The sequence below is a fragment of the Pseudomonas sp. P42 genome, from assembly GCF_017973755.1.
GTDB classification, from domain to species: Bacteria; Pseudomonadota; Gammaproteobacteria; order Pseudomonadales; family Pseudomonadaceae; genus Aquipseudomonas; species Aquipseudomonas iridis.
Genome location: NZ_JACOPU010000002.1, coordinates 1 through 25341, shown reverse-complemented (window position 1 = coordinate 25341; position 25341 = coordinate 1). Strand labels below are relative to the sequence as shown.

19 protein-coding genes, 1 tRNA gene, 1 rRNA gene and 2 pseudogenes are annotated in these 25341 nt (G+C 59.9%); 11 read left to right on the top strand and 12 right to left on the bottom strand.

What is annotated here, in order from left to right; genetic code table 11:
- Positions 1–170 precede the first annotated feature (170 nt).
- From H8B20_RS05040 to H8B20_RS27750, 3 genes are all read left to right on the top strand, one after another.
- A complete protein-coding gene (locus H8B20_RS05040; protein WP_210622541.1) occupies positions 171–2228 on the top strand; it encodes a methyl-accepting chemotaxis protein in 2058 nt (685 codons plus the stop codon).
- A 114-nt stretch (positions 2229–2342) separates the two neighbouring features.
- Positions 2343–2419: transfer RNA gene (locus tag H8B20_RS05035), tRNA-Met, on the top strand.
- A gap of 234 nt (positions 2420–2653) precedes the next feature.
- Positions 2654–3076, top strand: coding sequence for a bacteriocin immunity protein (locus H8B20_RS27750; RefSeq protein ID WP_228732651.1), 423 nt, complete (start codon positions 2654–2656; stop codon positions 3074–3076).
- Here the strand turns inward: H8B20_RS27750 and H8B20_RS05025 are convergent.
- On the bottom strand, positions 3066–4220 hold the full coding sequence (locus H8B20_RS05025; protein ID WP_210622540.1) for a DUF2817 domain-containing protein: 1155 nt from the start codon (positions 4218–4220) through the stop codon (positions 3066–3068). The genes H8B20_RS27750 and H8B20_RS05025 overlap by 11 nt on opposite strands.
- A 261-nt stretch (positions 4221–4481) precedes the next feature.
- Between H8B20_RS05025 and ggt the strand changes: the two genes are divergently transcribed.
- A complete protein-coding gene (gene ggt / locus H8B20_RS05020; protein ID WP_210622539.1) occupies positions 4482–6314 on the top strand; it encodes a gamma-glutamyltransferase in 1833 nt (610 codons plus the stop codon).
- Between the two features lie 12 nt (positions 6315–6326).
- Here the strand turns inward: ggt and H8B20_RS05015 are convergent, their stop codons facing one another.
- The 4 genes and pseudogenes from H8B20_RS05015 to H8B20_RS05005 all read right to left on the bottom strand — a co-directional run bounded on the left by H8B20_RS05015 (position 6327) and on the right by H8B20_RS05005 (position 9833).
- Entirely contained in the window at positions 6327–6926 is a 600-nt protein-coding gene (locus tag H8B20_RS05015; protein WP_210622538.1) for a flavin reductase family protein, read from the bottom strand.
- A 160-nt stretch (positions 6927–7086) separates the two neighbouring features.
- Positions 7087–7524: pseudogene (locus tag H8B20_RS28205) on the bottom strand (methyl-accepting chemotaxis protein); the annotation flags it as partial.
- Positions 7525–7626: 102 nt separating this feature from the next.
- A pseudogene (locus tag H8B20_RS28200) lies at positions 7627–8310 on the bottom strand (PAS domain-containing protein); the annotation flags it as partial.
- A gap of 209 nt (positions 8311–8519) precedes the next feature.
- A complete protein-coding gene (locus tag H8B20_RS05005) occupies positions 8520–9833 on the bottom strand; it encodes an MFS transporter (protein WP_042561065.1) in 1314 nt (437 codons plus the stop codon).
- 348 nt (positions 9834–10181) lie between these two features.
- Between H8B20_RS05005 and H8B20_RS05000 the strand changes: the two genes are divergently transcribed.
- The 3 genes from H8B20_RS05000 (at position 10182) to H8B20_RS04990 (ending at position 13662) form a co-directional block, all read left to right on the top strand.
- Complete coding sequence (locus H8B20_RS05000) at positions 10182–11600, top strand: short-chain fatty acid transporter (protein ID WP_042561066.1); 1419 nt, start codon at positions 10182–10184, stop codon at positions 11598–11600.
- A 182-nt stretch (positions 11601–11782) separates the two neighbouring features.
- Entirely contained in the window at positions 11783–12955 is a 1173-nt protein-coding gene (locus H8B20_RS04995; protein ID WP_210622536.1) for a hypothetical protein, read from the top strand.
- A 182-nt stretch (positions 12956–13137) separates the two neighbouring features.
- Positions 13138–13662, top strand: a complete 525-nt coding sequence (locus H8B20_RS04990) for an SET domain-containing protein (protein WP_210622535.1) — start codon at positions 13138–13140, stop codon at positions 13660–13662.
- 22 nt (positions 13663–13684) lie between these two features.
- Here the strand turns inward: H8B20_RS04990 and can are convergent, their stop codons facing one another.
- Positions 13685–14329, bottom strand: coding sequence for a carbonate dehydratase (gene can / locus H8B20_RS04985; RefSeq protein ID WP_042561069.1), 645 nt, complete (start codon positions 14327–14329; stop codon positions 13685–13687).
- A gap of 141 nt (positions 14330–14470) precedes the next feature.
- On the opposite strand from can, the gene H8B20_RS04980 reads away from it, so the two are divergent.
- Positions 14471–14875 carry a serine kinase/phosphatase gene (locus H8B20_RS04980; RefSeq protein WP_210622534.1) on the top strand — a complete coding sequence of 135 codons (405 nt, stop codon included), beginning with the start codon at positions 14471–14473 and terminating at the stop codon, positions 14873–14875.
- Between the two features lie 139 nt (positions 14876–15014).
- Here the strand turns inward: H8B20_RS04980 and rimI are convergent, their stop codons facing one another.
- Together rimI and H8B20_RS04970 are read right to left on the bottom strand one after the other, a co-directional pair.
- Entirely contained in the window at positions 15015–15467 is a 453-nt protein-coding gene (gene rimI, locus H8B20_RS04975) for a ribosomal protein S18-alanine N-acetyltransferase (protein WP_042561071.1), read from the bottom strand.
- The gene (locus tag H8B20_RS04970) at positions 15460–16206 is read right to left on the bottom strand and encodes an energy transducer TonB (RefSeq protein WP_210622948.1); all 747 of its coding nucleotides are present in this window, start codon (positions 16204–16206) and stop codon (positions 15460–15462) included. Before H8B20_RS04970 ends, rimI begins: the two co-directional genes overlap by 8 nt.
- A gap of 245 nt (positions 16207–16451) precedes the next feature.
- Between H8B20_RS04970 and mksB the strand changes: the two genes are divergently transcribed.
- From mksB to mksF, 3 genes are read left to right on the top strand one after another with little or no spacing between them, the layout of a single operon-like run.
- Entirely contained in the window at positions 16452–17732 is a 1281-nt protein-coding gene (mksB, locus tag H8B20_RS04965; protein WP_191626511.1) for an Mks condensin complex protein MksB, read from the top strand.
- Positions 17722–18423 carry an Mks condensin complex protein MksE gene (gene mksE / locus H8B20_RS04960; protein ID WP_047303175.1) on the top strand — a complete coding sequence of 234 codons (702 nt, stop codon included), beginning with the start codon at positions 17722–17724 and terminating at the stop codon, positions 18421–18423. The genes mksB and mksE overlap by 11 nt, the downstream gene beginning before the upstream one ends.
- Positions 18420–21260, top strand: a complete 2841-nt coding sequence (gene mksF / locus H8B20_RS04955) for an Mks condensin complex protein MksF (protein WP_210622533.1) — start codon at positions 18420–18422, stop codon at positions 21258–21260. Before mksE ends, mksF begins: the two co-directional genes overlap by 4 nt.
- A gap of 218 nt (positions 21261–21478) precedes the next feature.
- On the opposite strand, the gene H8B20_RS04950 is transcribed toward mksF, so the two are convergent.
- The 4 genes from H8B20_RS04950 to rrf form a co-directional block, all read right to left on the bottom strand.
- Positions 21479–23782, bottom strand: a complete 2304-nt coding sequence (locus H8B20_RS04950; RefSeq protein WP_210622532.1) for a PqiB family protein — start codon at positions 23780–23782, stop codon at positions 21479–21481.
- Positions 23775–24398 (bottom strand): paraquat-inducible protein A, encoded by a 624-nt coding sequence (locus tag H8B20_RS04945; RefSeq protein ID WP_210622531.1) that lies wholly within the window; start codon positions 24396–24398, stop codon positions 23775–23777. The genes H8B20_RS04950 and H8B20_RS04945 overlap by 8 nt, the downstream gene beginning before the upstream one ends.
- Positions 24385–25044, bottom strand: a complete 660-nt coding sequence (locus H8B20_RS04940) for a paraquat-inducible protein A (protein ID WP_210622530.1) — start codon at positions 25042–25044, stop codon at positions 24385–24387. Before H8B20_RS04940 ends, H8B20_RS04945 begins: the two co-directional genes overlap by 14 nt.
- 148 nt (positions 25045–25192) lie before the next feature.
- Positions 25193–25308: ribosomal RNA gene (gene rrf / locus H8B20_RS04935) — 5S ribosomal RNA — on the bottom strand.
- Between the last annotated feature and the right edge of the window lie 33 nt (positions 25309–25341).

The window sequence follows — 25341 nt, the reverse complement described above, 5'->3', positions numbered from 1 at the left end:
TGAACGCGGTCGCCTTACAAAGGTGATCGACAATGGGAAGTTTCGCTACAAAGTTTGCCCACAGAGCGAACAAGAGTGAACTTTCGAGGCCTTTTAGCAGGGCACAACATCAACGTCGACCGACCGCGATGCACGCCATTGGTGCGTGGTGTCCAGAGGAGTCATGGGGCATGCAGGCTTTCCTTTCACCGGGGATCAAGTTGCTGGGGCGGTTTGGCTTCGCACGTAAATTCCAGTTGTTGTTTCTGCTATTCATTTTGCCGTTGGCCGGCAGCCTGTTGATGATCGGCCAGGACTATCGCGACAAACTCAATCTGATTTCCGGCGAACGTGCCGGCGTGCGTCAGTTGCTCGCGCTCGATGCGCTCGACAACCTGCTCGCGGCCCAGCGCGACCGCGCCGCCCGTTGGCGTGCCACGGAAACCAATCGTCAGCCGACACCCGCGACGCTCGCCGCCATGGCTGCGTTTGATGCTGTGCAGCCAGCTGTCCAGCAAGCCACCACTGACTTGGGCAATGCGCTGAATAACGAGGGCGCCGAAGGCGAAACCCTCACCCGTTATCAGGCGTTGCAAACCGCGCTCGGCGGCCTGGACTCGAAAAGCCTGAGCGGCGTCGGCTGGTGGCCGGACGGTTACGACCGTTTCACCAACGCCCTCAGCGCCCTGCAAGCACTGCGCGAGCAAATCGTCATGGACAACCGCCTGACACTCGCGCCATGGCTGGAAACCTATCTGCTGACGCAGATTTCCACGCAGCATGCACCGGACCTGATCGAACGGGTCGGGCGCCTCGCGGCGGTCGGTCAGGCGTCGGTGGTGTCCGGTCAGTTCACTTTGCAAAGTCGCTTGCAGTTGCGCGACCTGCGTAGCCGCATCGGCGATGCCCGTGAGCAGTTGGTGAAAACCGCAGGCTTGCTGGAAGCGCGCCTGCCCCCAGGCCTGCAATCCTGGGCTAGCCAATACCACGACAGCCTCAAGCGCCTGGACAACGGCCTCAAAGTGCTGGACGACGGCGTGTTCGGTGGCAGCATCAATCTCAAACCGGAAGACTTCGAGCGCAGCCTTGATGCGTTGCTGGCTGATCTCGCCTCTCTGCGCCAGCAATCGCTGATGTCGCTGGATCAGCGCCTCGAAGACCATCACGGCTCGGCGGTTCGCCAGCTGATCATCGTCGCGGCGGTATTCGGCTGTCTGCTGCTGGCGGCGCTGTACCTGTTCATCTGCCTGCAAGCCTCGATCCGCCGCAGCGCCAGCGGCATCACCGTTCTTGCCGAAGCCCTGCGCGACGGCAATCTGAGCCTGCAAGTACCGGTCGTGGGACACGACGAACTGGCGGCGATCAGCACCGCACTCAACGTCGCCGTGGTGCAATTGCGCACCAGTATGATCGGCGTCGATCACGAGACTTCACAACTGAGCAACGCGGTGCGCAGCCTCAACGATCATTCCAGCGGTGCCCTCAGCGAAGTCGAAGCACAGCAGTTGCAAATCAGTCAGATTGCCGCTGCGGCCACGCAACTGGCCGCGACCTCCCAAGGCGTGGCACAGAGCTGCGAGCAGGCCTCTGGCAGCGCTCAAAACACCCGCCGCATCGCCGCCGACAGCAGCCGCGACAGTCAGCGCACCACAGCGAGCATTCAACAACTCAACCACCGCTTGAACGACACCGCAGCCGCGCTAGGCCGGGTCAGTGAGCAAGGGCAGCAGATTCAATTGGTGGTCGACACCATTCGCGGTGTGGCCGAGCAGACCAACCTGCTCGCGCTCAACGCAGCCATCGAAGCCGCGCGAGCCGGGGAACAGGGCCGCGGTTTCGCCGTGGTTGCCGATGAGGTGCGTAGCCTGTCGCAACGCACGCAATCGTCCACCGCGCAGATCGCCAGCACGGTCGACAGCCTGCGCGCCACGGTCAACGAAGCCGTGAGCCTGATGGAAGCAGCCTGCGGCCAGGCACAAACGGACGCCGAAGCGGTGACCGGGCTGGGCGAACGCCTGGGCGAAATTGCCAGCGCCGTGCAAAGCGTCACCGACACCCTGGCGCAAATCGCCACGGCGGTTGAAGAGCAAGCGAGCACCGCCGACGAGGTCAGCAGCAGTATTCAGCAAGTCGATCAGGCAGCAGTGCGATTGCTCGAAGGCGCGCGCGCGGTGAATCTGGCGGCGGACACCTTGAGTCAGGGCAGTCATGCCTTGAGTACCAACACCGCGAGATTTCAGCTTCGTTGATGCCCTGCCCGGCACGATTTTCGGGGCCGGAGGATAAGCGGTTGAAAATAAGAAGAAATATTTTAAATTTACGCTTGACGCTTTTCCATTTCAGGGGAATAATGCGCGCCACTTGGCTACATAGCTCAGTTGGTTAGAGCATAGCATTCATAATGCTGGGGTCCGGGGTTCAAGTCCCTGTGTAGCCACCAAGTACTAAAAACGGCTTACCGAAAGGTAGGCCGTTTTTTTATGCCTGTAGAAAAGTCTCGGTAATCTCCTGTTCCGCCAGGCCGAGAAAGCGCCGTAGAAAACGGATTCGACCCTGGTACGAATTGGATTTTTCGTGAAACCAGGCGCCTGTAACTCAACCGTTCGGTTTGCCCGACTCCCCTATTGACCGGCAAGCTCCCCCGACTCGATTCAAAGCCATAGAGGGAGTTGTCATGGCTCGATTCAAATCCCTCTTCGACACCGCTGTCGCGACGACGATAGCTGCCGATCTGGCCTTGGGGCGTTTGGCGGGCGGTGGCGTTCTGCAACAACGCCTCGACTGGGCCATACGCGGCGCAGGAGGGCCGGCCAGCGTGTTAATACTCGCAATGCTGCCGACCAAGATGAGCGACGGCACGCTGCACACAGACGAACAGCTTAGTTTATTGCAAGATATATTCACTTCTAATGGGGATGGCACGCCAGAGACTGTGTTGGCGAATATGTTAGATAATTTCTGTGAACTCGCCGAGCATCCCGCTGGTCCTGACCTGATCTACTGGCCGGAGGATGATGTGAATTGCACTCCTGAAGGCATCACCGAAACCGTAAAAAAATGGCGCGCAGCCAATGGACTGCCTGGCTTCAAACAGTGAACGCGCAACGAAACTCAAGCTTGTCTGTGGCCCCTCCCCCCGCCAACGCCGCCAACGCCGCCAAACCCTTCGCCCAGATCTGCCGAGTCCGCAAACCCACCATCGCCCGCCAATCCGGGTCAGCCGGATAAAACTGCTCCAGCAGATTCAGTTTGATCACCCTCCCCGTCGCATCCAGTGGATCACCATGCAGATGTAGCCAATGATCATCGCGCAGATGCCGATGCACATCCGCCCCCGGATACGTCCCGCACTCAATCACGAACGGCATCAATTGCACGCCCGGCAACGCATTGAGCAAAGCCTGCGACGTATAGCCGGTAGCGGTGGCCGCAACACCGGTTTCACTCAGGGCATCGGCGCCGGTGTGCAGCGTGTAAAGCCACGGGCCGTAAATCTGTTGGGCCTGCCGTAGCGCCGGATAAGGCGCTTCAGTAATCGTCAGCAGCATCGGATGGCCATATTCACCGGCGCCAGTGTGCAGGTCGAAACACATCACGGTTGCAGCCCCCGTCAGATGCTCAGCGATGATTTGCTGCAACGTTCGATTCGACCAGCTCGGCGCACGGCCGCCATAGAACAGCCCATCGGGATGACTGTGCTGACCGCCCTCGACAATCGACATCACTGCGGGCCAGCCATGCTCGCTGATCTGCGCATCCAGCAACGCATCGGCGCGCAGCCGCTCGGGGCCATTCAAGTCAGTACACGCATAGATTTCATGCAGTGCGGCGTACGCGCGGTTATCTGGGAGAGGCCGGGTGAAATCCAGGTGATTACGGTTGAGGTCGATGTTGTCTTCGTTGACCCGGCGCAGCCACGCCGTGCCCCACGGGTTGATCAGGTGCACCATCACCACGGCGACATCCTTGGGCAGCGAACCCGGCACGAACGTTTTCAGCCAGTCGATCTGGCAGTCAGAGCCGTAATAACCCTCCACCCCGTGCGTGCCGCTGAGCGCTACCAGTCGGCGTTTGGCCTGTGGATCGCCGAGCACGGCGACGTCGGTGCTCAGGAGTTCGCCAAAGGGGCCGCAGCGGGGATGGGCGTAGGAGGTAAGCGTGGCTCCGGCGGCATTGGCCGCGGTGATGAACTGTTCGCGTTGGTCGCGGTAGCTGGACTCGGTGGGGAACTCGCTGTGCATTACTGGCCTCTTGTAGGTTTTGTTTTTGTGGGAGCGAGACTGCTCGCGAAGCGGTGTTTCACTCAATATCAAGGCTGGCTGATACACCGTATTCGCGAGCAGGCTCGCTCCCACAGGGGCTTGTTTCAGTTCGATTAATTTGACATTGACCCTAGCGAACATCCGCCCTGAAAAGAAAGACAATAATGCCCACCGGTTTGCGTCGCGACCGGTCGGTCGATAAAGTCCCTCAGACTTTTTATCCACGGACGGAGAGCCCGCGTGTTTTCAGCCTTGCCCTTGAGCCGCTTTCGCCTGCCTGCCCTGACGCTGATCATCAGCGCCCTGTCACTCACCGCGTGCAACACCCCGCCCTCCTCGACCCTGCCGCTGGCACCGGAAGCCGCCTCCGGTTATCGCACCGACCTGCAAACCCGTCACGCCAACAAACACATGGCGGCGGCGGCCAATCCGCTGGCCGCGGAAGCGGGTCGGGAAATGCTGCGTCAGGGCGGTTCGGCGATTGATGCTGCGATTGCGATGCAAGCGGTGTTGACGCTGGTGGAACCGCAATCTTCCGGCATCGGTGGCGGTGCGATGATTGTGTTGTGGGATGGCAAACAGGTGCGCACTTATGACGGCCGCGAAACCGCGCCGGCCGGCGCCACCGAGAAACTGTTCCTGCAAGCGGACGGTAAACCGATGCCGTTCCCGCAAGCGCAAATCGGCGGGCGTTCTGTGGGTACACCGGGCGTATTGCGTGCACTGGAGATGGCGCATAAACAGCACGGTCGTCTGCCCTGGGCCAAGCTGTTTGAACCGGCGATCAAACTGGCCGAACACGGTTTTGCGATTTCCCCGCGCCTGTATTCGCTGCTGGCATCCGATCCGGTGATCCGCCGCTCGCCAGACATGGCTGCTTACTTTCTTAATGGCGATGGCAGCGTCAAAGCCGTCGGCACTCGCCTGCAAAATCCGCCCTTGGCTGCCGTGCTCAAACGCATTGCCAGCGAAGGTGCCGATGCGCTGTACACAGGCCCGATCGCCGAGGAGATCGTCGCCAAGGTGCAGGGCCACGCCAATCCCGGCAGCCTGTCGTTGAACGATCTTCAAGGTTACAAAGCCAAGGAGCGCGCGCCCTTGTGCACTGACTACAAACGCTGGCAGGTCTGCGGCATGCCGCCACCGTCATCGGGCGGGATCGCCGTGGCGCAGATCCTCGGCACCTTGCAGGCACTGGAGACCCGCGATCCGCGCCTGGCGCTGGCACCGTTGAAACCGCTGAAGACCGACAAACCCGCCGGCTTCGAACCGGCGCCGCAAGCCGTGCACCTGATCGCCGAGGCTGAACGCCTGGCCTATGCCGACCGTGCGCAATACGTCGCTGATACTGACTTCGTGCCGGTGCCGGTCAAAGGCCTGGTCGATCCGGGCTATCTCGCCAGCCGTGCCAGCCTGATCGGCGAACGCAGCATGGGCAGCGCCAAACCGGGCACACCGCCGGGCGTGCAAGTGGCTTACGCACCGGATCGCTCACCGCTGCGCATCTCCACCTCGCAAGTGGTCGCGGTGGATGACCTCGGCGGCGCGGTATCGATGACCACCACCATCGAAGCGGCGTTCGGTTCGCACTTGATGGTTCAGGGCTTTCTGCTGAACAACCAGATGACCGACTTCTCGTTTATCCCCGAAGAGAACGGGCAGAAAGTCGCCAACCGCGTCGAACCCGGCAAACGTCCGCGCTCATCCATGGCCCCGACGCTGATCTTCGACCGCACCAGCGGCGAATTCCTCGCCAGCGTCGGCTCGCCGGGCGGCTCGCAAATCATCGAGTATGTCGCCAAAACCACCGTCGGCCTGCTCGACTGGAACCTCGACCCGCAAAGCGCCATCAGCCTCCCCAACTTCGGCAGCCGCAACGGCCCAACCGAACTGGAAAAAGGCCAGTTCAGCCCGGCACTGATTCAGGCTTTGAAAGACAAGGGCCACACCGTCAACGAAATCGACATGACCAGTGGTACCCAGGCCATCGTGCGGGTCAAGGATGCGCAGGGAAATGCATCGCTGGAAGGTGGCGCAGATCCACGGCGCGAGGGAGAAGCGCTGGGCGATTGAGATCAACGAAACTCAAACCGCCAGCGTCTTGCCGTCCACCGGGGCGCCTATCGTCAGGAAGTGCCCGCCGGCCACATGGTGCAAAGTGCGCAGGCCGTCGTGCCCTTCGAAATGCCAGCGTCCTTCGCTGAACACCCGTTCATCGGCATGGGCGGCAATGACTTCGGCGAGGAACAGATCGTATTGATCGTGATTGCGCGGCTCCGGCAGCAAGCGGCATTCGAGCCACGCAACGCACCCCTCGAGCAGCGGCGCTTCAACCTTGTCGCCGCTAAAGGTTTGCAAGCCATAGGCCTGAAACTTGTCCTGCCCTTGGCTTTGGGTGATTTCCAGACCCGATGTCGAACCGACGGTTTGCACGATATCGGCCTGATTGACGCAAGGAACGTTGAGTACGAAGGTGCCGGACGCCTCGAGCAACTGCCGCGTCCAGGTGGATTTGTCGAGGACGACGGCGACTTTCGGCGGTTCGAAGTCCAGTGGCATCGCCCACGCGGCGGCCATGATATTGCGCTGGCCGTCATGGGCGGCGCTGACCAGCACGGTCGGGCCGTGATTGAGCAGGCGGTAGGCTTTGTTCAGGGGAACCGGGCCGCGGTGGGAGTCGCTCATGGGGATCTGCTCCGGGAAAAAGGAGCTGATTGTAGCGTCAGAATGGCTGGCGACCCCCACTGTAGGAGCTGCGGCACGCTGCGATCTTTTGATCCTGACTCTGAGACTTGAAATCAAAAGATCAAAAGATCGCAGCGTGCCGCAGCTCCTACAGGGAGCATCAGTTAGACAGTTGATTGGCGAACTGCCCCACCGCATCCACGACTTTCTGCGCGCCATCCTGAATCTCGACGATCACCGTTCCGGCCTCCGCCGCCAGCGCCAGCCCTTGCTCGGCCTGGAGCTTGCCGTCGGTCATCAGTGCCACGGCGTTGCGTGCCATTTCCTGGTTCTGCCGTACCACCACGACGATTTCATCGGTCGCCTGGCTAGTTCGCGACGCCAGTTGCCGCACTTCGTCGGCCACCACCGCAAACCCGCGGCCCTGCTCGCCTGCACGCGCGGCTTCGATGGCGGCGTTGAGCGCCAGCAGGTTGGTCTGTTCGGCAATTCCGCTGATGGTTTTGACGATGGTGCCAATCACCAGCGACTGCTCGTTGAGCGCTTCAATGCCTTCACCGGCGGCCTGCATGTGCCGCGACAAGTCGCGCATCACGTTGACCGCTTCGGTCACTACAGTCGTGCCGCGCTGGGCAGTGCTGTCGGTTTGTTGCGAGGTGCTGTAGGCAATGCTGGCCGCGTCGGCGACAGCTTGTTCGCGATTGACCTGATCGGTAATTACCGTGGCGAACTTCACCACTTTGTACAGTTTGTTGTTGGCATCGACCACCGGATTGTAGGAGGCCTCCAGCCACACTGTACGACCATGGCTGTCGATACGTTTGAAACGGGCAGCCACAAACTCGCCGTTGTTCAGACGACGCCAGAAATTCTGATACTCGGCACTGTTGTACTCTTCGGGCATGCAGAACATGCGGTGATGTTTGCCCTTGATCTGCGCCAGGCTGTAACCCATGCCGCTGAGAAAGCGTTCGTTGGCGTTGAGCACGTTACCGTTCAAATCGAACTCGATCACCGCGGTGGAACGCACCAGTGCACCGATCAGGTTTTCATGCTCGCGGGAGGCTTCGATCGTGCGGGTCAGGTCGCTGGAGAAGATAGAGATGTGCTTGATCCGCCCATCCGAAGAACGTACCGGCTGCACGATCGAGCGCAACCAGGCCTCGTCACCATTGCCACGCAGCAGTCGCACAGCGCCGGCGAAATGCTCGCCGCGAGTCATGGCGTTCTTGAAGCGCTGATGGAATTCGTCGGATTTCACATGGGCCGGGACGATGTCATCGATGGCCCGGCCAATCAGGTCATGGCTCTTGTAGAACATCTCGTCGAGGAAGTTCTGGTTGACCGACTGAACCCGTCCATCCGGCTCGAGGGTCAGCACCATCATCTCGCTTTCGAGGCTTTCCTTCACTTGCACAAGGCTGGAGAGTTCTTCACGAAGAGCAGCCAGCTCTTGCTTCAAGCGTTTATTGAACATGGGAAAGCACCGATGGGCAGGGTGGAAAGCGGGATACAGCCTAACCATCGGCCTTGGACAGCTTTTCTGAAGAGCAATTGAGACTCGTCAGTCAAAAATAGTTCGGGCTCTGCGAGTCAGGCAGTTCCGGCAACCTGACATGGCCCTGTACGCGGCATCCGCGCGCCAAAATACGCCGCACTCAGCACACCCACTGCGCCCATCACCGCGCAGAAGATTACGCAGATCCACGGGCTCCATGGCATCAGACCGATCAGCAACAACGGCGTGATACTCGCCCAGGCGGCGTAGGCAATGTTGTAGGTGAAGGAAATGCCGGAAACCCGAATACGCGCCGGAAACAACCCGACCATCACCGACGGCACTGCACCGACAACGCCACAGGCAAGACCGGCCACCGCGTACGCCAGACCAATCCAACCGCCCCCCATGATCAAGCAGCTGTAAAGCACGCCAATGCCCAGCGGCAGCAGCACGCTATACAGCATGACCGTGCGCCAGGCACCGATGCGATCCACCAGCAACCCGGCGATCACGCAACCGATGTTGAGAAAGACGATGCCCAGGGCGCTGAGCGCAAAAGTGTGGCTGGCGGTCATGCCAAAGGTTTTCTGCATCATGGTCGGGGTGATGACCACGAACACCACCACTGCCGATGTCAGCACGCAGGTCAGCAACATGGCTGGCAGCATTGCCAGTCGATGTTCACGCAGCACTGTACGCAGCGGCAGCTCGACCCGCGCCTCGCGCTGCGCCTGCATCGCCATGAACACCGGGGTTTCGCTCAACCAGCGGCGCAGATAGACACCGATCACACCGAACACGCCGCCCAGCAGAAACGGATAGCGCCAGGCGTAATCAAGAATTTCCGCCGGGGTGAATACTTGTGCCAGGAATGTCGCGGTCAGCGCGCCGATCAGATAGCCGAAGGTCAAACCGGCCTGCAAGAAGCCCAAAGCATAACCGCGATGCCCGGTCGGTGCGTGCTCGGCGACGAATACCCAGGCACTCGGCACTTCACCGCCAACCGCTGCGCCTTGCAAGATGCGCAGCGCCAGCAACAGCAGCGGTGCGAAATAACCGATCTGGGCGTAAGTCGGCATGATCCCGATCAGCAGGCACGGCAGCGCCATCATCAGGATGCTCAGGCTGAAGACTTTTTTGCGGCCCATCCGGTCGGCGAAATGCGCCATCAGAATCCCGCCCAGCGGCCGCGCCAGATAACCGGTGACGAAAATTCCGAAGCTTTGCAGCAGACGCAGCCACTCGGGCATTTCCGGCGGGAAGAACAACTGGCTGAGGGTCAGTGCGAAGAATACGAAGATGATGAAATCGTAGATTTCCAGAGCCCCGCCAAGGGCCGCAAGGCCCAGGGTCTTGTAGTCGGAGCGGCTGAACGGCACCGGTTTGGCCGTGTTTTGGGCAGTCATGGCAAAGAACTCTGGCAGGCAATAAACCAAGGCGCACATGGTCTACGCAAATGCGTCGATGGACAACCCGTTAGACCATAGTCCCGATTTTGCAAAACCTGCTCACAAAATGGCTTGGCTTGAATTACTGTTCAGGCCTGTCCAGAGGGACGACGCAACGCCGACCAACCGCAGTGAACCCCATGTGGGAGCGAGCCTGCTCGCGAAAGCGTCAGTTCAGGCAACCTCGATGTTGACTGTGCCGACCTCTTCGCGAGCAGGCTCGCTCCCACAGGGGATCTCTTTGCTGTCGAGAGGGGCGGCGGCTCCCGCGGACCACAATAACCATAAAAAATCCGAGGTACTCCCGTGGCCGTTGATATCGAAGATAGCCGCTCTGCACGCTTTGCCCTGCGCTGTTCAAGTTTTGCCGAACGCTGGTTTCCCGATTCCTGGGTATTCGCGGCGTTGGCCGTGATCATCGTTGCGCTGGCCACAATGGCCATGGGCGCCAAACCGACCGCCGCCGCCATGGCATTCGGCGACGGGTTCTGGAGCCTGATCCCGTTCACCATGCAAATGGCCTTTGTGGTGATCGGCGGCTATGTGGTCGCCAGTTCTCCGCCTGCCGTTAAACTGATTGATCGCTTGGCGCGTATCCCGAAAAACGGCCGCTCTGCCGTGGCCTGGGTCGCGTTGATCTCGATGGTTGCCTCGTTGCTGAACTGGGGCCTGTCGCTGGTATTCGGCGGTTTGCTGGTCCGTGCCCTAGCCCGCCGCACCGATCTGAAAATGGATTACCGTGCAGCTGGCGCCGCCGCGTATCTGGGGCTTGGCGCGGTGTGGGCACTGGGGCTGTCGTCGTCGGCGGCGCAGTTGCAGGCCAACCCTGGCAGCCTGCCGCCGTCGATTCTGTCGATCACTGGCGTTATCCCGTTCACCGAAACCATTTTCCTCTGGCAGTCCGGCGTGATGTTGCTGGCGCTGATCGTGGTTTCGATCATCATTGCCTACGCCACCGCCCCCGGCCCTAACTCTGCGCGCAGCGCCGAGGCCTGCGGGATTGACCCGGCCTTCAACCTGCCGCCGCTGCAACCGCGCACGCGCCCTGGCGAATGGCTGGAACACAGTCCGCTGCTGATCATCGTGTTGGTGCTGCTGGCGGCGGGATGGCTGTTCCACGAGTTCTCGACGAAACCGGCGATTACCGCGATTTCCGGGCTCAACACCTATAACTTCCTGTTCATCATGCTTGGCGCTTTGCTGCACTGGCGCCCGCGCAGCTTCCTTGATGCCGTCGCCCGCGCGGTGCCGACCACCACCGGCGTGCTGATCCAGTTTCCGCTGTACGGCTCGATTGCCGCGCTGATGACCACCGTCAAAGGCGCCGACGCGCAAACCCTGGCCCACCACATCTCGACGTTCTTTGTCAGCATCGCCTCGCACGACACGTATGCGCTGCTGATGGGCGTGTACTCGGCAATTCTCGGTTTCTTCATCCCGTCCGGCGGCGGCAAGTGGATCATTGAAGCGCCGTACGTGATGCAAGTCGCCAACGATCTGCAATACCACCTCGGCTGGGCGGTGCAGATCTACAACGCGGCGGAAGCCTTGCCGAACCTGATCAACCCGTTCTACATGCTGCCGCTATTGGGCGTGCTCGGCTTGAAGGCGCGGGACCTGATCGGTTTCTCGTTCGTGCAATTGCTGGTGCATACACCGCTGGTGCTGCTGTTGCTGTGGGCGCTCGGGACGACACTGGCGTATACGCCGCCGGTGATGCCGTAAAGCGTTCGACCTCACCATATAAAACCAATGTGGGAGTGAGCCTGCTATCACGAGCAGGCTCACTCCCACGTTTGCAACGACTCACTCGATAACTTTTCTACTGCCCGCTAGACCGCGCGACATCCGTGGTTTCAGTATGTACCCGCCCCGCAACCGGGAACCACGCTGAAAAGGATCTGAGCATGTTCAAACTCGCAGGACTTACCCTCGCCGCGCTGACACTGAGCGCCGCCGCCCACGCCGATGTCGACCTGAAACTGGGCAGCACCGAGCGCGTCACACGTCTGTTCGCCTACCCCAACAACTGCAGCGTGATCTGCTTCCGCAACTGGACGCTGGAGCAGACCGTCGCGCATTACCTGACCCAGAGCGTGCAACGCGACGGCTATGCCAATGCGAAGGTCCTGGTCAAAACCGATAACGACCAGATCTACGCCGAAATCAGCGGCGTGCCGCAGGGCTACGACAAACCGCTGTCGGCGCTGCTGGACGCGGGAGATCTGGCCTACACCGGCGCCAGCAAGCTCAACGCCGATGGCAAATGGGCGTACAGCTGGTATCTGTTCCTGCCGTTGGGCATGGCCTTGGAAAACCGTAAAAGCGTCGAATTGCTGCACTTTCCGCCGGATTACTCGCTGACCCAGGCTCAGGATTATCTGCGCTCCAATACCACCGACCGCTGGGCAACGCTGTTGACGGTCAATGGCATCCCCGCCGATCAGACCCCGGCCTATCAGACCATCATCGACATCGCCCCGATCGCCGCGCCGTCCAACGCCGGCAGTGACCTGGAGGGTGTCTATGACTACTTCAAGGACTACCAGACCACGCTGGTCAAGCAGTTCAGCCAGACCGCCAGCGGCAAGACGCTGCCGATGGTGGCGTTCGGTGCACCGGTGAGGAACTGGATCAAGCAGCAATACGGTCCGACCGTGAACGTCCTCGGCCTGGCGACCATCAGCCCCAGCACAGGGGTGAACGTGCCGGTGCTGGGTTCGAACCACCCCAGTTACATCTGGTACGCCGCCGATCCCAAAAGCTATACCGGCGACGATGCGCAAGCCAAGGCTGACGCGGCAGGCCTGAGGGTAATGGGGCAGGATTTGAGCGCCGCCTGCTGGCAGGCCGACATGGGCAGCAAACCGGACAGCGATGCGCAGAGCACGCTCAGTACGTGCACACAGACCTGGCAAGTCACGCAAAAGGTCAAAACCTGCGAGTTGTTCTACACCTCCATTCGCAACCTGACCCCGGAGCAAGCCACCACCCAGTGCGCCACCCCACCGGTCAAGGCTCAACTGCAACAGCTCAAAGCCCCGCTGCCCGCCACTGCGACCCCCGCTCCACACTTGTAATCGCGTTGATGTCATTCCCGTGTCAGCCATGACTGACGCGGGAAAGCGTCTATCTCGCCTGTCAGATCTGACAGTAGACCGTCTATACCTATTACAACTACATTGGATCCAAAGAATAGTGGCGCCGTGCTGACAGGGCGTCAGATAAAGGAAGTCGCGCCATCCTTGCAACAAGGACTGTTATGAATACCCATGCGATTGCTGGATCTGTTCCACGCGATACCGAAGGCATCTATCCCTTCGCTGGCCTCCCGGTGCGCCTCGGGTTTCCGTCCAGCGCCGACTTCGAAGTCTTCCACGATGAGCACGGCACCCCGACAGGCGTCGCGGCGCGTCGGGAATTTCAGCGCACCTGCCGAATTTGCAGGGTGTCTGGACAGTTACTGCCCTACCGCTGTCGACAGACCCGACAGCTGTTGAACGGTATCCACGTCTACGATCAACGCTTTTGCGGAGCACTCGAACACGCCTGCGACCCGAACGTATTTCTCGACATGAGCGAACTGTGGCTGTGGGCGTTGAAAGATATCCACAGGGGTGAGCGGCTGACCACAGATTACGCCGCCACCGAAGACAAACTGCTGCGTCAGTTTGCCTGCGATTGCGGTTCTGTACGTTGCCGTGGGTGGATCACCGGTTACAACGAACCCCCGAGCATCGAGGGCCAGCACTTTTTACAGCGCTGGCGACGGCAAGGCTCAAGCTGATCCGCGCGGCAACCTTCGGCGGCTACGGCGCCCCGACAGGACGCAAGCGATACTGCGGCGGCAATTGCTCGAAACCGCTGATGGTCGCGTTCAGGCTTTTCCAGCGCCCATCCTTGATGCCGTAGATGCAACCGTGGATCGACAGGCTCTGCCCGCGATGCCAGGCGTTTTGCACAATGCTGGTGTGGCCGACGTTGGCCACTTGCTGGATCACGTTGAGCTCGCACATGCGATCGACCCGCTCTTCTTCGGTCGGCAGCTTGGCCAGTTCGTCACGCTTGTCGTAATAGAGGTCACGGATCGAGCGCAGCCAGCCGTCGATCAGACCGAGCTGACGATCCTGCATCGACGCCCGCACACCGCCACAACCGTAGTGGCCAGTGACCAGAATGTGTTTGACCTTGAGCACATCGACCGCGTACTGGATCACCGACAGGCAATTAAGGTCGGTGTGCAGCACGACGTTGGCGACATTGCGGTGTACGAACAGATCGCCCGGCAACATGCCGACGATTTCGTTGGCCGGCACCCGTGCGTCGGAACAGCCGATCCACAGATATTCAGGGGTTTGCTGACGCGCCAGCTTGGCGAAGAAATCCGGGTCTTCCTTGGTGATCGCGTCAGCCCAACGCTCGTTGTTATCAATCAGGTCTTGTAAGTCATGCATGCTGTAAGGCCTCAAGAAAGATGCGCTGCTTTGACAGACGACCGTCGGTCGGGGTCACGAAAGGATCGCAAGTGTTTTTGTTGGAATTCTCGTGTGCCCGGCGAGTCCACCTTAGTAAGGCCCACACTATGAGGATTTGCCATGACTGATTCACGACGCCCTTACGATGCGGTGCAACCGGAACCCATCGATGATAACGAAGATCGCATGGGTTCGATGCACGAGCTGGATTTCGACGACGAACAGCCCAGCGCGAAAATCGGCGACGAACTGCCGGAGCAGGAGCGCAAGCAACTGATGCCAGAAGAGCGCGTGCGTGAAGCGGGTCTCACTGGCGCGTCGACTGCCGACCATGAGCCGACCGACGATGACATGAGCCCGGAAACCCTGATTCGCGAGGATGGCGCCAGAGATGCCAGCGAATCCGGTGAAGACAATCCTGCGGACTGGGATTTGAGCGTGGTCGATGAAGACGATATCGGCGGCGGCAATGGTCTGGATGAAGCAGAGCTGGCGCGGCGCGAACCGTTGGATGGCAATCGCTGATTACCTGCAGTAACACAATCCCTGTAGGAGCTGCCGAAGGCTGCGATCTTTTGATCTTGTTGTTCAACATCCAAAGCAAGATCAACAGATCATAGCCTTCGGCAGTTCCTACAGGGGGCTCAGCCATACATCAGTGGGATCAGTCAACCAAGGTGCAGGCCATGACCACCGCATCTTCACGCCCACCCACCGCCGGATAATAATCCCGACGCCGGCCAATCTCGTTGAAGCCATACCGCTCATACAAACGGAACGCCGACTGGTTGCTGTCACGCACCTCCAGAAAACACTCGCGCGCCTGGGCGGCATACGCCCGCGACATCAGATGCTCCAGCAACGTAAGCCCCAGCCCACGCCCCTGATTCTCCGGTTTGACCGTGATGTTGAGCAGGTGCGCCTCATCCAGAATGATTTGCACCACGCCGTGACCGACCTGCTGCTGACCTTCGAACATCAACCAGATCTGGTATTTGCCCAGGCCGTCGAGAAAAATCCCACGGGTCCACGGGTGGCTGTAGGCGGCGAATTCAATCTTCAGCACAGCGTCCAGGTCCGCCTCGGTCATCGGGCGGAACGTTACAGCGTCACTCATTCGATTCTTTCCAGCGCGCCATCAGCCGACGCATGGCTTGCCACACAGCGGCTTTGCGCTGTGGCTCTTCCATTAACAATTCCAGACCGGGAATGGCCCAGGCCGGGCCCAGACCTTCGATCTGCAATTCACGATTGAACGCTTCGGCGTCAGCTTCACCGGCAAAACGCACCGCCGGCAGGCCGATCAGCCATAGGCAGGCGCACGGCGCCGCTTCCATTTGTACCGAAAGAAAACCTTGCACGAAGTCGCGCGCAGCTTCCGGCCCCTGATCCATCGTGCCGCGATTCAACCACGGCCAGCGCACCGGCTCGCCGACGATCTGCGGCGCATCCGGCAGACCGGCGGCACGCAACATGTCCTTGAGCAAGAGATACGCCGGATCGCGGCTCTGGAAGGATTCACCTGTGGGTAACTCCACCAGCAGCAGGCAACGCCCGGCGCGCAGCAGTTGCAGGGCGAAACGCGGGGGGGGCACTGGCGCAGGTTTGGCGACCACCGGCGTGTCGTCCGCCTCCTCGACCGATTTTGTGCTGGCTCGAGTACTCGGCGACGAAGGTCGCGGCACTTCGATCTTCTGCCGCTCGGTGGGGCGAACGACAGGCTGCACCGGGGTTTCGGCCTGAGGCGCAGCCACAACCGGCGCCTCGATTTCGGGCTCGGGCATGTCCAGCAGCTCGGGCCGCGAAGGGGCAGCGAAGGGCAATTCGGTGCGCGGCAGCCAATTGACCACCTGCATGGCGTTCAAATAGGCGCGGCGGCGGGACTCGATAAGCAAAGGTCGGCCACTTGTGGATAACTGAAGTGCGCCGATTCTACCGCCCTTCGCTCAAGATCGCTCGCTGTTGATCGATAGTCTTGAGCCTGGCGCTTTATCCATGCTCTTTACCTTGAAAAAAGCGACAGCCCGTCCCGAGAGTGAATCGCATCCTTCGTGATGCAGTACAATCGCGGCTTTTAATCGCCAACCAGCCGGCCATTCCGATGATCGAACCCAAGCGCGTCTTGCGCGCCCTCGCTGAACACTGGGCACTTCTGGAGCCACTGTGCGAGCACTTCGACCAAGGCACACTGAGCCTCAACGAACTGCGCACGCAACTGGCCGCCCAACAACTGGACAGCACGCCGCAGGACATCACCAGTCTGCTCGACGTGTGGATTCGCCTCGACATTCTGGTGCCCGTGGCGAAAAGCCCGAACCGTTTCGAACTCAATGCGCAGATTCACGACTTCCTCGCCTACCTGCGCCGAGAGCACCGTTTGGGCCTGTGCCTGGAAATCGAAGCGTATCTGCGGCACCTCGAGCGCCTGGCTGGTTATATTCAGGACGCATTCGATATCCGCGATGGCCACGACCTGGCCCGCCAGCTGCGCTTGCTCGACATGCGCGTACGCGACGTGTTGAAGAAGCTCGACAACGACGAGCAGGCGCTGGTGGCCGTGGCCGAGCGCGCGAAGACCAGCGACCGACAGATTCCACTGCGTCAGCGTTACGCCGAAGTCCTGGCGACCTGGGACGAATACGTCGAGCCGATGATCGATCTGGTCAACGCCGACGGTGCCTTCGAACAAGGCGTGCGCAAGGTCGAAACCGTACTGCTGAAGATGCTCAGCGAACAGCAACGCCTCGGCCATCTGGTCGATGACGACATGCTGCTGCGCACGCACGCGCGCATCCTCGAAATGCAGACCAGCGCCCAACTGACCCTGCGTCATGCCCGTGAATTGCTGCTGCCGCTGCGTGAAGAAGCGCGACGGCACAACGCCGTGACCCGTGGCGCCGCACTGGCGCTGGCCGCGATCCGCCGCAAAGGTATCGATGCGGTGCCGCAAGCGGCGATGCCGCTGTTCACCCGGCCGCAAAGCACCTTCCTCGGCAGCGCCAGCCAGGTCGAAGCCTACGTTTATGCATTGGCGCGTTTCGAGCCCAAGCCGGCGCGTTTCCCCAAGGCCCACAAAACCCAAAAAGGTGGCGAAGCTCCACGTGCGCCACGCACGGTACGCGAAATGCTCGAGCGCTGCGAAGACGCCTTGCCGATGCCGGACCTTATGGTCTGGCTGCTGGAGCAGGAACCGGACGGCGCCACCGACGAATTGCTTTACTGGTTCTCGCGCCTGTCGCGGGAAAAACGCTTCAAGCGCGAACGTCTGGAACGCCGCGAATACCACACTCACGAGCACCAGGTCAGCCTGCGCTCCTTCGCCCTGCTCTCGGCCCGCGACCCCGCCGCCGAGGATTCTGCGAGCATCCCAAATGCATCTTGATCTCTCCGAACTGTCTCAACTCGCGCCGATCTTCCGCGAACTGTTCAAGGGCTACCACGTCAGCCGCCGTGATCCGGAGCTGTACGCGCAACTGTCGAACTTTCAGGATCAGTACCGCACGCTGTTCAAGGCCCTGGGCTTTGAACTGGTCTGCGACACCCGTGGTTTCTACTATTTCGTACCGGACCTGGCCGCTGCGGCGGTGAACAAGACGGCCCAGCGTCTGGCCCTGTTTACCTTCATCCTCGTCGAGCATCTGGCCGATCAGGGCCGCGACCCGATTGCTGTGCTTGATGGTGGCAGCCTCGGCCGCGAAGAGCTGCCATCGTTGCTGGAGAAGTACCGCGATCTGTTTATTCAGGCCGAAGTACAGACCGTTGAAGAGCTGGAAGAAAAGATCATGCGCCGCATGACCCAGCTCGGCTTCGCCGGCGAAGAGAACGGTGTGTACCGTTTCCTGCCGCCGATGCACCGATTCCTCGATGTGTGCCTGTCGGTTCAGCAAGACCGCGACCTGGCCGCCAGCGTGCACAGCGTTCTGCCGCTGCCAGCGCCAGTGCTGATCGACGAAGCTGCCGAAGCCAAATTCCTCGAAACCGACGATCCGCTCGATCTCTCGGAATTTGAAGAAGAGAGCGAAGAAGACGCACTGGCCCGCGCCATTGCCGAAGAACAGGAGTCCGACGCATGAGCCAGGAACGCTACGGCATCCGCCGCTTTGCCCTTTTGAACACCGCCGGTTACAGCCTCGGCCTGTTCCCGCTGGAAGAACCGCTGTCGGTTTATGGCGCGAACAACCTCGGTAAATCGGCGTCGATCAACGCCTTGCAGTTCCCGATTCTGGCGCGCATGTCGGACATGAGTTTCGGCAAGTACAGTCTGGAACAATCGCGGCGCTTCTACTTCGCGACCGACACCAGTTACATCCTTGTCGAAGTAAGCCTGCCCCACGGCCCGCACGTTATCGGCGTGGTCGGTCGCGGCCCGGGCGGTGGTTTCGGTCACCAGTTCTTCGCCTACGCCGGCAAACTCGATCTGGCCCACTACCAGAAAAACGACACTTGCCTGCGCCAGAAAGAGCTGTTCAGCAACCTTGAGAAAGAAGGCCTGAAAGCCTACGAACTCAAGCCTGACGAACTGCGTCGCTTGCTGGTTGGCGGTCACACGTCGATCCCGCTGGACCTGACCCTGATCCCGCTGCGGTCCACCAGTGAGCAGAGCCTGAAGACGTTCCGCGCACTGTTCATCAACCTGCTGCACATGCGCGAAATCACCGCGGCCAAACTCAAGCAACTGTTCCTCGATGCGTTTGAGCACAGCTTGCGTTCGGGTAGCGTTGATTACATTGCTGCGTGCGAAGAAGCGTTCCGCGACGTACGCCGCATGGAACAGGACTACAACTCGCTGGTCGCCGCTGGTCCCTTGGTCGAAGCCTTGGCCAATGGCGTGAAACAGCGCGACGTGCTGCGCGGCAAACTGCACCGCCTGTCGCCGCTACTCGATTCGCTGCTCGGCACCTGGTCGGATTACGCCGGTGCGCGCAAGGAAGAGCTGACGATTCAGGCCGATCACTACCGCGGCGAGCAGGATGCACTGCAAAACAATCAGCGTGGCGGTACACAAGAACTGATGCGTCTGGAACGGGAAATTTCCGGCATCCAGCGCTGGCTCGGTGAATTGTCGGTGTTGAAAAATCGCTTTGCGCTGGTCGATGACGTCAAAGTGCTGGAGCAGCAATTGCTCGCCGCCAAAGACGCTCACGACGAGTTGGCCGGTGCTTTGGCGCAATCGCGTCAGTTCAGCGCCGAAGATCTGGAAGAGCGTCTGCGCGATCTGGAAAAACGCCTGAAGTCGGTGAAGCAGCAACTCGATCACGCCGACAACAACAGCTACGCCCGTCTGCGCGAAGAGTTCTCGCAGCCTGATGTCGAGCGTTTGATGCGTCTGTTCAACAGCGCACTGTTCAGCTTGCCGCTGGGCGAGCACGGCATCACCCTCGACGACAATGGCGAGTGGGTCAAATCGGTTGAGCTGATTCTCGATGGCTTCAAAGGCGAGCGCTTCGAAGTGCCGGGCCTGTCGATCGACCTCTCGCACATCGAGCCACCGGCCCTGCAAGCCTTGGCCGACCGTGCCGCGCTGCGCGATCAGAAAGGGCGTCTTGATAAAGAGCTCAAGCAACTGAAAACCCAGCAAGCCGTGGCCGCCGACCGCGCCGCGAGCAAGACCCAGACCGAAGCGCTGTATCAGCAGGTTCTGGATGCGCAAAAGGCGCTGGAAGACTTCCGTCGCTGCCAGACCCTGAGCGCCGAAGAAGGCGACAAGCTTGAGCAACTGGCGCAGATGGAAGGCGCGCAGGACGAACTCAAACGCTCCAGCGACGCGTTCACCGAGCGCGTCCAGCAACTGTCGGCCAAGCTGCAACTGGTTGGCCGGCAGATCGCCGACATGGAAGCCAAGCAACGTACCCTCGACGACGCCCTGCGCCGCCGTCAGTTGCTGCCGGCGGACCTGCCGTTCGGCACGCCGTTCATGGATCCGGTCGACGATTCGATGGACAACCTGCTGCCGCTGCTCAACGACTATCAGGACAGCTGGCAGGGTCTGCTGCGCGCCGATGGCCAGATCGAAGCGCTGTACGCGCAAGTGCGCCTCAAAGGCGTGGCCAAGTTCGACAGCGAAGACGACATGGAGCGCCGCCTGTCACTGCTGATCAACGCCTACGCGCACCGTACCGACGAGGCGCTGACCCTCGGCAAGGCGCGGCGTGCGGCAGTCACCGACATCGCCCGGACCCTGCGCAACATTCGTAGCGACTACGACAGCCTCGAGCACCAACTGGCGCTGTTCAACCGCGAGATCAACAAGCGTCAGGTGTCCAACCTGCAGAGCTTCCGTATCGTCCTCGCGCCGAACAAGGAAGCGCTCAAGCACATCGACCAGATCATCCACAGCGCCGGTCAGTACGAAGAAGGCGAAACCCTGTCGGTGTTCGACCTTAGCCAGAGCGCCGAGCAGGACAACAAGAACGAAGAGGCCAAGGAATACCTGGCGCGGTTGGTGGCGGCAAACCACAACCAGCTCGGCCTCAAGGACTTGTTCGAACTGGCGTTCGAGATCACCAAGGTCAACGGCCAACCGGTTATCCACACCGACATCGACGGCGCGGCGTCCAACGGCACCACCATGACCATCAAGGCGCTGACCAACATGTACTTGTTGCTGCACTTGATGGACCGCGATCAGGCCGGTCGTGTACGCCTGCCGTACTACCTCGATGAGGCGGCGGACATTGACGAGAAGAACCAGGCAGCCTTGCTGGAAACCAGCCTGCAGCTGGGCTTCGTGCCGATTCTGGCGAGTGTGAAGCCGCAGGTCTGCGCCAGTGTCGCCATCGACCTGGAAGGTGGCAGCGGCCCAGCGGGGATCTACATCGACGAGGCGGACTGGAAGTACATCCGCCGCCATGATGTGGTCAAAGCCACGGTGAATGTTGAAGCGGATGAGCCGGAGCTGGATGCGGTTTGATCGGCGTTAACTGAAGGCAATAAAAAGGGCCGCGATCTGATTGGATCGCGGCCCTTTTTTATGGCTTGGGATGTGTGCTGAACGCTGAGGCCTTTTCGCGAGCAGGCTCGCTCCCACCGGGATTTATGGTTGGCACAGAATCTGTGTCTACCGCCGATCCACTGTGGGAGCGAGCCTGCTCGCGAAGGCATCTTTTCAGACGCCACATCAACTCCGGGTTATTTACCGAGCGAAATCTTCGGCGCCCACGTCAGCCACTCATCCTCGAACTTATCGAACAGCGGGAACGTCTGCTCAGGCCGCGCCGGATTACCCATGCGCTCGCCATCCGGCGTGGCAAACGCGATACCGCCCTGAATCGCCGTTTCAAGCGATTCCGTGCGTACCGTCAAGCCGTTGAACAAGCCGATATCGAAACCCACACCACTGGTGTTCCAGAAGCGGCTGCCACTGCGTACCAACGGCGCATACTTCGGCTCGATCAGAATGTGCACCAACACGCGATCAGCGGTCTGGCCCAGTTCATAACCGGTAACTTTGCCCACGGTGATTTCACGGTAGGTCACTGGCACACCCGGTTTCAGCGAGCCACGACGAGCCGCGCTCAATACCAGACTCAAACCCGCCTCTTGCCTGATCACTTCCGGTGCATTAGCCAGCGCGACAAAGTTTTTTTGCGGCCCGAGATTCTTCGCCGCCGGTTGCACTTCGATGTATTGCCCGGTGACCAGGGTTTCCAGATTGGAAGTCTTGATCAACCCCAACTCCGGTTTGACCACCCAGAACTGACTGCCAACCCGGGCAATTTTCTCCGGCACTTGCGTGATGCGTGCGGTGAGGATCACCGCTTGCAGATCGTCGGTCAGATCGACACTTTCAATCTTGCCGACATCCAGCCCCTTGAAGCGAACTGGCGTACCACTGCGCAAACCATCGGCGCGATCAACCTTGATCGTCACGACATCGCCCTTTTGATTGGCGTCGTCATGGCTGGCAAACAGGCGGAAGCGCGGAATGCGTTTCTGCAATGGCGCCTTGGCCTGTGGCGTTTCGAAAGCAATACCACCGGCCATCAGCGTCTGCAGTGATTCGCTCTTCACCTGAATGCCGCCCGTCAGGCCACCGGTCAGCGTAATACCGCTGACATTCCAGAAACGGGTCGAGGCGTTAACCAGGTTCTCGTATTCCTTCTCGATGTGAACACCGATAACCACTTGCTTTCTGGTCCTGGAAAACTGGTAGCTCTGTACCGAACCGACCTTGACCTGCTTGTAAAGAATCGGACTGCCGACCTCAATCGAACCAAGGGCATCGGTGAACAACACCAGGTGCAGGCCCGGCGAACGCAGATCCAGCGGCGGTGCCTTTGGTCTGGCCTCGAATTCACGTTTCGGGGCAGCCCCTTTGTCACCGGGGCGCACGGCGATGTAGTTACCTTTCACCAGTGCTTCCAACCCGGTGATACCAGCCAGGGAAATCGACGGTTTGACCACCCAGAATTGCGTGCCATCGACCAGATAGTCTTCGGCCAATGGATCAAGGGTGAGTTCGGCAGTGGCGCTGTTCAGATCCGCATCGACCTTCAGCGCCTTCAGATTGCCGACCTGAATACCTTTGTACATCACCGGCGTACGACCGGCCTGCAGACCTTCGAAGTCACTGAGTTTGACCTTCACGCGGATCCCGGCAGCGGCGGCGTCGAAGTCTTCATAAAGACGGAACGGCAAGCTTGGATCGGTCGCCGGGCTGTCCTTGCGATTCTCTGGCGTGGCGAAGGCAATACCGCCGGCGACAATACTCGCCAGCGATTCGCTGCGCACTTTTACCCCAGACAGGTTGGCGTCGATGCTGATGCCGCTGGCGTTCCAGAAACGTGTGTGTTTACGCACCAGTTTGGCGTAGGTCGGCTCGATAAAGACCTTGAGCTCGACGGTACTCTGGTCTTCCGAAAGCAGATAGCTTTTGACCTGACCGACCTTGATCTGTTTGTAGAACACCGGGCTGCCACGACTCAGCGAGCCGAGCCGATCAGCCTTGATGGTCAGGTGCAGACCAGGCTTGGCATCAGAAAGCGGCGGCTCTTCAGCCAGCGCCTTGAACTTGCGCAAAGGCTCGCCTTCGCCGGGACTGATGGCGACGTAATTACCGGAGACCAGTGTTTCCAGCCCGGTGATACCGGCCAGCGTGACGCTTGGTTTGATCAGCCAGAAACGGGTGCTGGTCTTGAGGTATGGCTCGACGTCTTTATTCATCTCGACCGTGGCGATCACTCCTTTGGAGTTCCCTTCATCGTCGAGCTTGAGCGTCTTGACCTTACCGACCGACATACCTTTGTACATGACCTCGGTCTTGTTGGCCTGGATGCCTTCGCCGCTCTCGAAGCGAATCTGGATCTCGATACCGGTTTCGGAGTAAGCACGCCAGCCGAGCCAGCCACCGATGATCAGCGCAATCAAAGGCAGTACCCAAATGGCAGACCAGTTCGAGGCCGGTCGGGTTTTCGCTACAGGCAAATCAGTCATGGTCGTCATCCGACTCCGTGTTATCCCAAATCAGTCGGGGATCGAAAGTTACTGCAGCAAGCATCGTCAGAATCACCACAGTGGCGAAGGCGATGGCGCCAAGATTGGCTTCGACACTGGCAAGCCGGCCGAAGTTGACGACCGCCACGAGGATGGCGATCACAAAAATATCGAGCATCGACCAGCGGCCAATGAATTCGATAAAACGGTACATCCAGATGCGCTGACGCGCGGACAACGGCTGACGTCGTTGCACCGAAAACAGCAACAGTGCGATGCCCACCAGTTTGAAAGTCGGCACCAGAATACTGGCGATGAACACGACCGCAGCAATAGGGATCATGCCGTGCTGCACCAACTGGATCACCCCGGACATGATGGTGCTCGGATCACCCTGCCCCAAAGAACTGACAGTCATGATCGGCAGCACATTGGCCGGGATATAGATAATCGCTGCAGTGATCAGCAGTGCCCAGGTTCTGGCCAGGCTGTTCGGACGGCGCGGGTGAACAAGTGCGCCGCAGCGCGTGCAGGTTTGCTCGTCGGTGTCCGCGTCTTGCCTGTTCAACTCGTGGCATTCGGTACAAGTCAGAATGCCCGCATCAATCGCCCGCATGAGCATCCTCTCCAGATAACGCCTGCCAGATCTGATGCGGCGACATCACCACCTCCAGCCAGACCTGAATCAACAATAAGCCGATGAAACACGCCAGACCGAGGCCGACGGTGATGGCCGCCATGTCCGCCAGTTTAACGATCGCCACCAGTACGCCCATGAGGTAGACCTCGAGCATTCCCCAGTCTTTGAGGTGGTGGTAAATGCGATAGAGCAACAGGCCGTAGCTACGCCCAACGTTCAAGCGGATCGTCAGCAATACCGCCAATTGGCACAGCAACTTGATTAACGGAATGGCCATGCTGCACAGGAATACGACGATCGAAACACCTTGCATGCCGGTGTTGAACAAACCCACAACACCGCTCCAGACAGTGTCGTGCGACGACTGCCCGAGAAGATTGAGCTGCATGATGGGTAAAAAGTTCGCTGGCACGTAGAGCAAAAGTGCCGCGATGACCAAGGCAAGGCTGCGCTGCACCACATTGTGGCGGTGGGCGTACAACTCGTAACCGCAGCGTGGGCACAGGGCTTTTTCGCCGTGGGCAAGTTTCGGCTTGCGCATCAACAGGTCGCACTCGTGACAGGCCACCAGGTCTTCCAGCGGTAAATCTGACAGCCCTGGGGCGTCAACCGGATCTGACATAAAGGCTCTGGCTCCGAAAAAGATGGGGCTATTCTAGTGTTCTGATACGAAAATAACTGTGCAAATTTGTTCGGTGGTGCGAACAAAAACTTTCCTGCGGGCAAAACAAAACCCCAACTGCTTTCGCAATTGGGGTTTCGGAATTTAATCTTGACGATGACCTACTCTCACATGGGGAAACCCCACACTACCATCGGCGATGCATCGTTTCACTGCTGAGTTCGGGATGGGATCAGGTGGTTCCAACGCTCTATGGTCGTCAAGAAATTCGGGTACTGAGTCGTGACCAAGTGGCCT

What these genes read in the sequence shown, in the direction of transcription:
- rimI (WP_042561071.1), bottom strand. Translation starts at nt 15,467, where the DNA reads ATGAGTGACGCTGTAACGTTCCGCCCGATGACCGAGGCGGACCTGGAC.
- H8B20_RS05015 (WP_210622538.1), bottom strand. Translation starts at nt 6,926, where the DNA reads ATGAGCGACTCCCACCGCGGCCCGGTTCCCCTGAACAAAGCCTACCGC.
- H8B20_RS04940 (WP_210622530.1), bottom strand. Translation starts at nt 25,044, where the DNA reads ATGTCAGATCCGGTTGACGCCCCAGGGCTGTCAGATTTACCGCTGGAA.
- H8B20_RS04995 (WP_210622536.1), top strand. Translation starts at nt 11,783, where the DNA reads ATGTTCAAACTCGCAGGACTTACCCTCGCCGCGCTGACACTGAGCGCC.
- H8B20_RS04945 (WP_210622531.1), bottom strand. Translation starts at nt 24,398, where the DNA reads ATGCGGGCGATTGATGCGGGCATTCTGACTTGTACCGAATGCCACGAG.
- mksB (WP_191626511.1), top strand. Translation starts at nt 16,452, where the DNA reads ATGATCGAACCCAAGCGCGTCTTGCGCGCCCTCGCTGAACACTGGGCA.
- H8B20_RS04980 (WP_210622534.1), top strand. Translation starts at nt 14,471, where the DNA reads ATGACTGATTCACGACGCCCTTACGATGCGGTGCAACCGGAACCCATC.
- H8B20_RS04990 (WP_210622535.1), top strand. Translation starts at nt 13,138, where the DNA reads ATGAATACCCATGCGATTGCTGGATCTGTTCCACGCGATACCGAAGGC.
- mksE (WP_047303175.1), top strand. Translation starts at nt 17,722, where the DNA reads ATGCATCTTGATCTCTCCGAACTGTCTCAACTCGCGCCGATCTTCCGC.
- H8B20_RS05025 (WP_210622540.1), bottom strand. Translation starts at nt 4,220, where the DNA reads ATGCACAGCGAGTTCCCCACCGAGTCCAGCTACCGCGACCAACGCGAA.
- H8B20_RS27750 (WP_228732651.1), top strand. Translation starts at nt 2,654, where the DNA reads ATGGCTCGATTCAAATCCCTCTTCGACACCGCTGTCGCGACGACGATA.
- H8B20_RS05005 (WP_042561065.1), bottom strand. Translation starts at nt 9,833, where the DNA reads ATGACTGCCCAAAACACGGCCAAACCGGTGCCGTTCAGCCGCTCCGAC.
- can (WP_042561069.1), bottom strand. Translation starts at nt 14,329, where the DNA reads ATGCATGACTTACAAGACCTGATTGATAACAACGAGCGTTGGGCTGAC.
- H8B20_RS04970 (WP_210622948.1), bottom strand. Translation starts at nt 16,206, where the DNA reads ATGCAGGTGGTCAATTGGCTGCCGCGCACCGAATTGCCCTTCGCTGCC.
- H8B20_RS04950 (WP_210622532.1), bottom strand. Translation starts at nt 23,782, where the DNA reads ATGACTGATTTGCCTGTAGCGAAAACCCGACCGGCCTCGAACTGGTCT.
- H8B20_RS05040 (WP_210622541.1), top strand. Translation starts at nt 171, where the DNA reads ATGCAGGCTTTCCTTTCACCGGGGATCAAGTTGCTGGGGCGGTTTGGC.
- mksF (WP_210622533.1), top strand. Translation starts at nt 18,420, where the DNA reads ATGAGCCAGGAACGCTACGGCATCCGCCGCTTTGCCCTTTTGAACACC.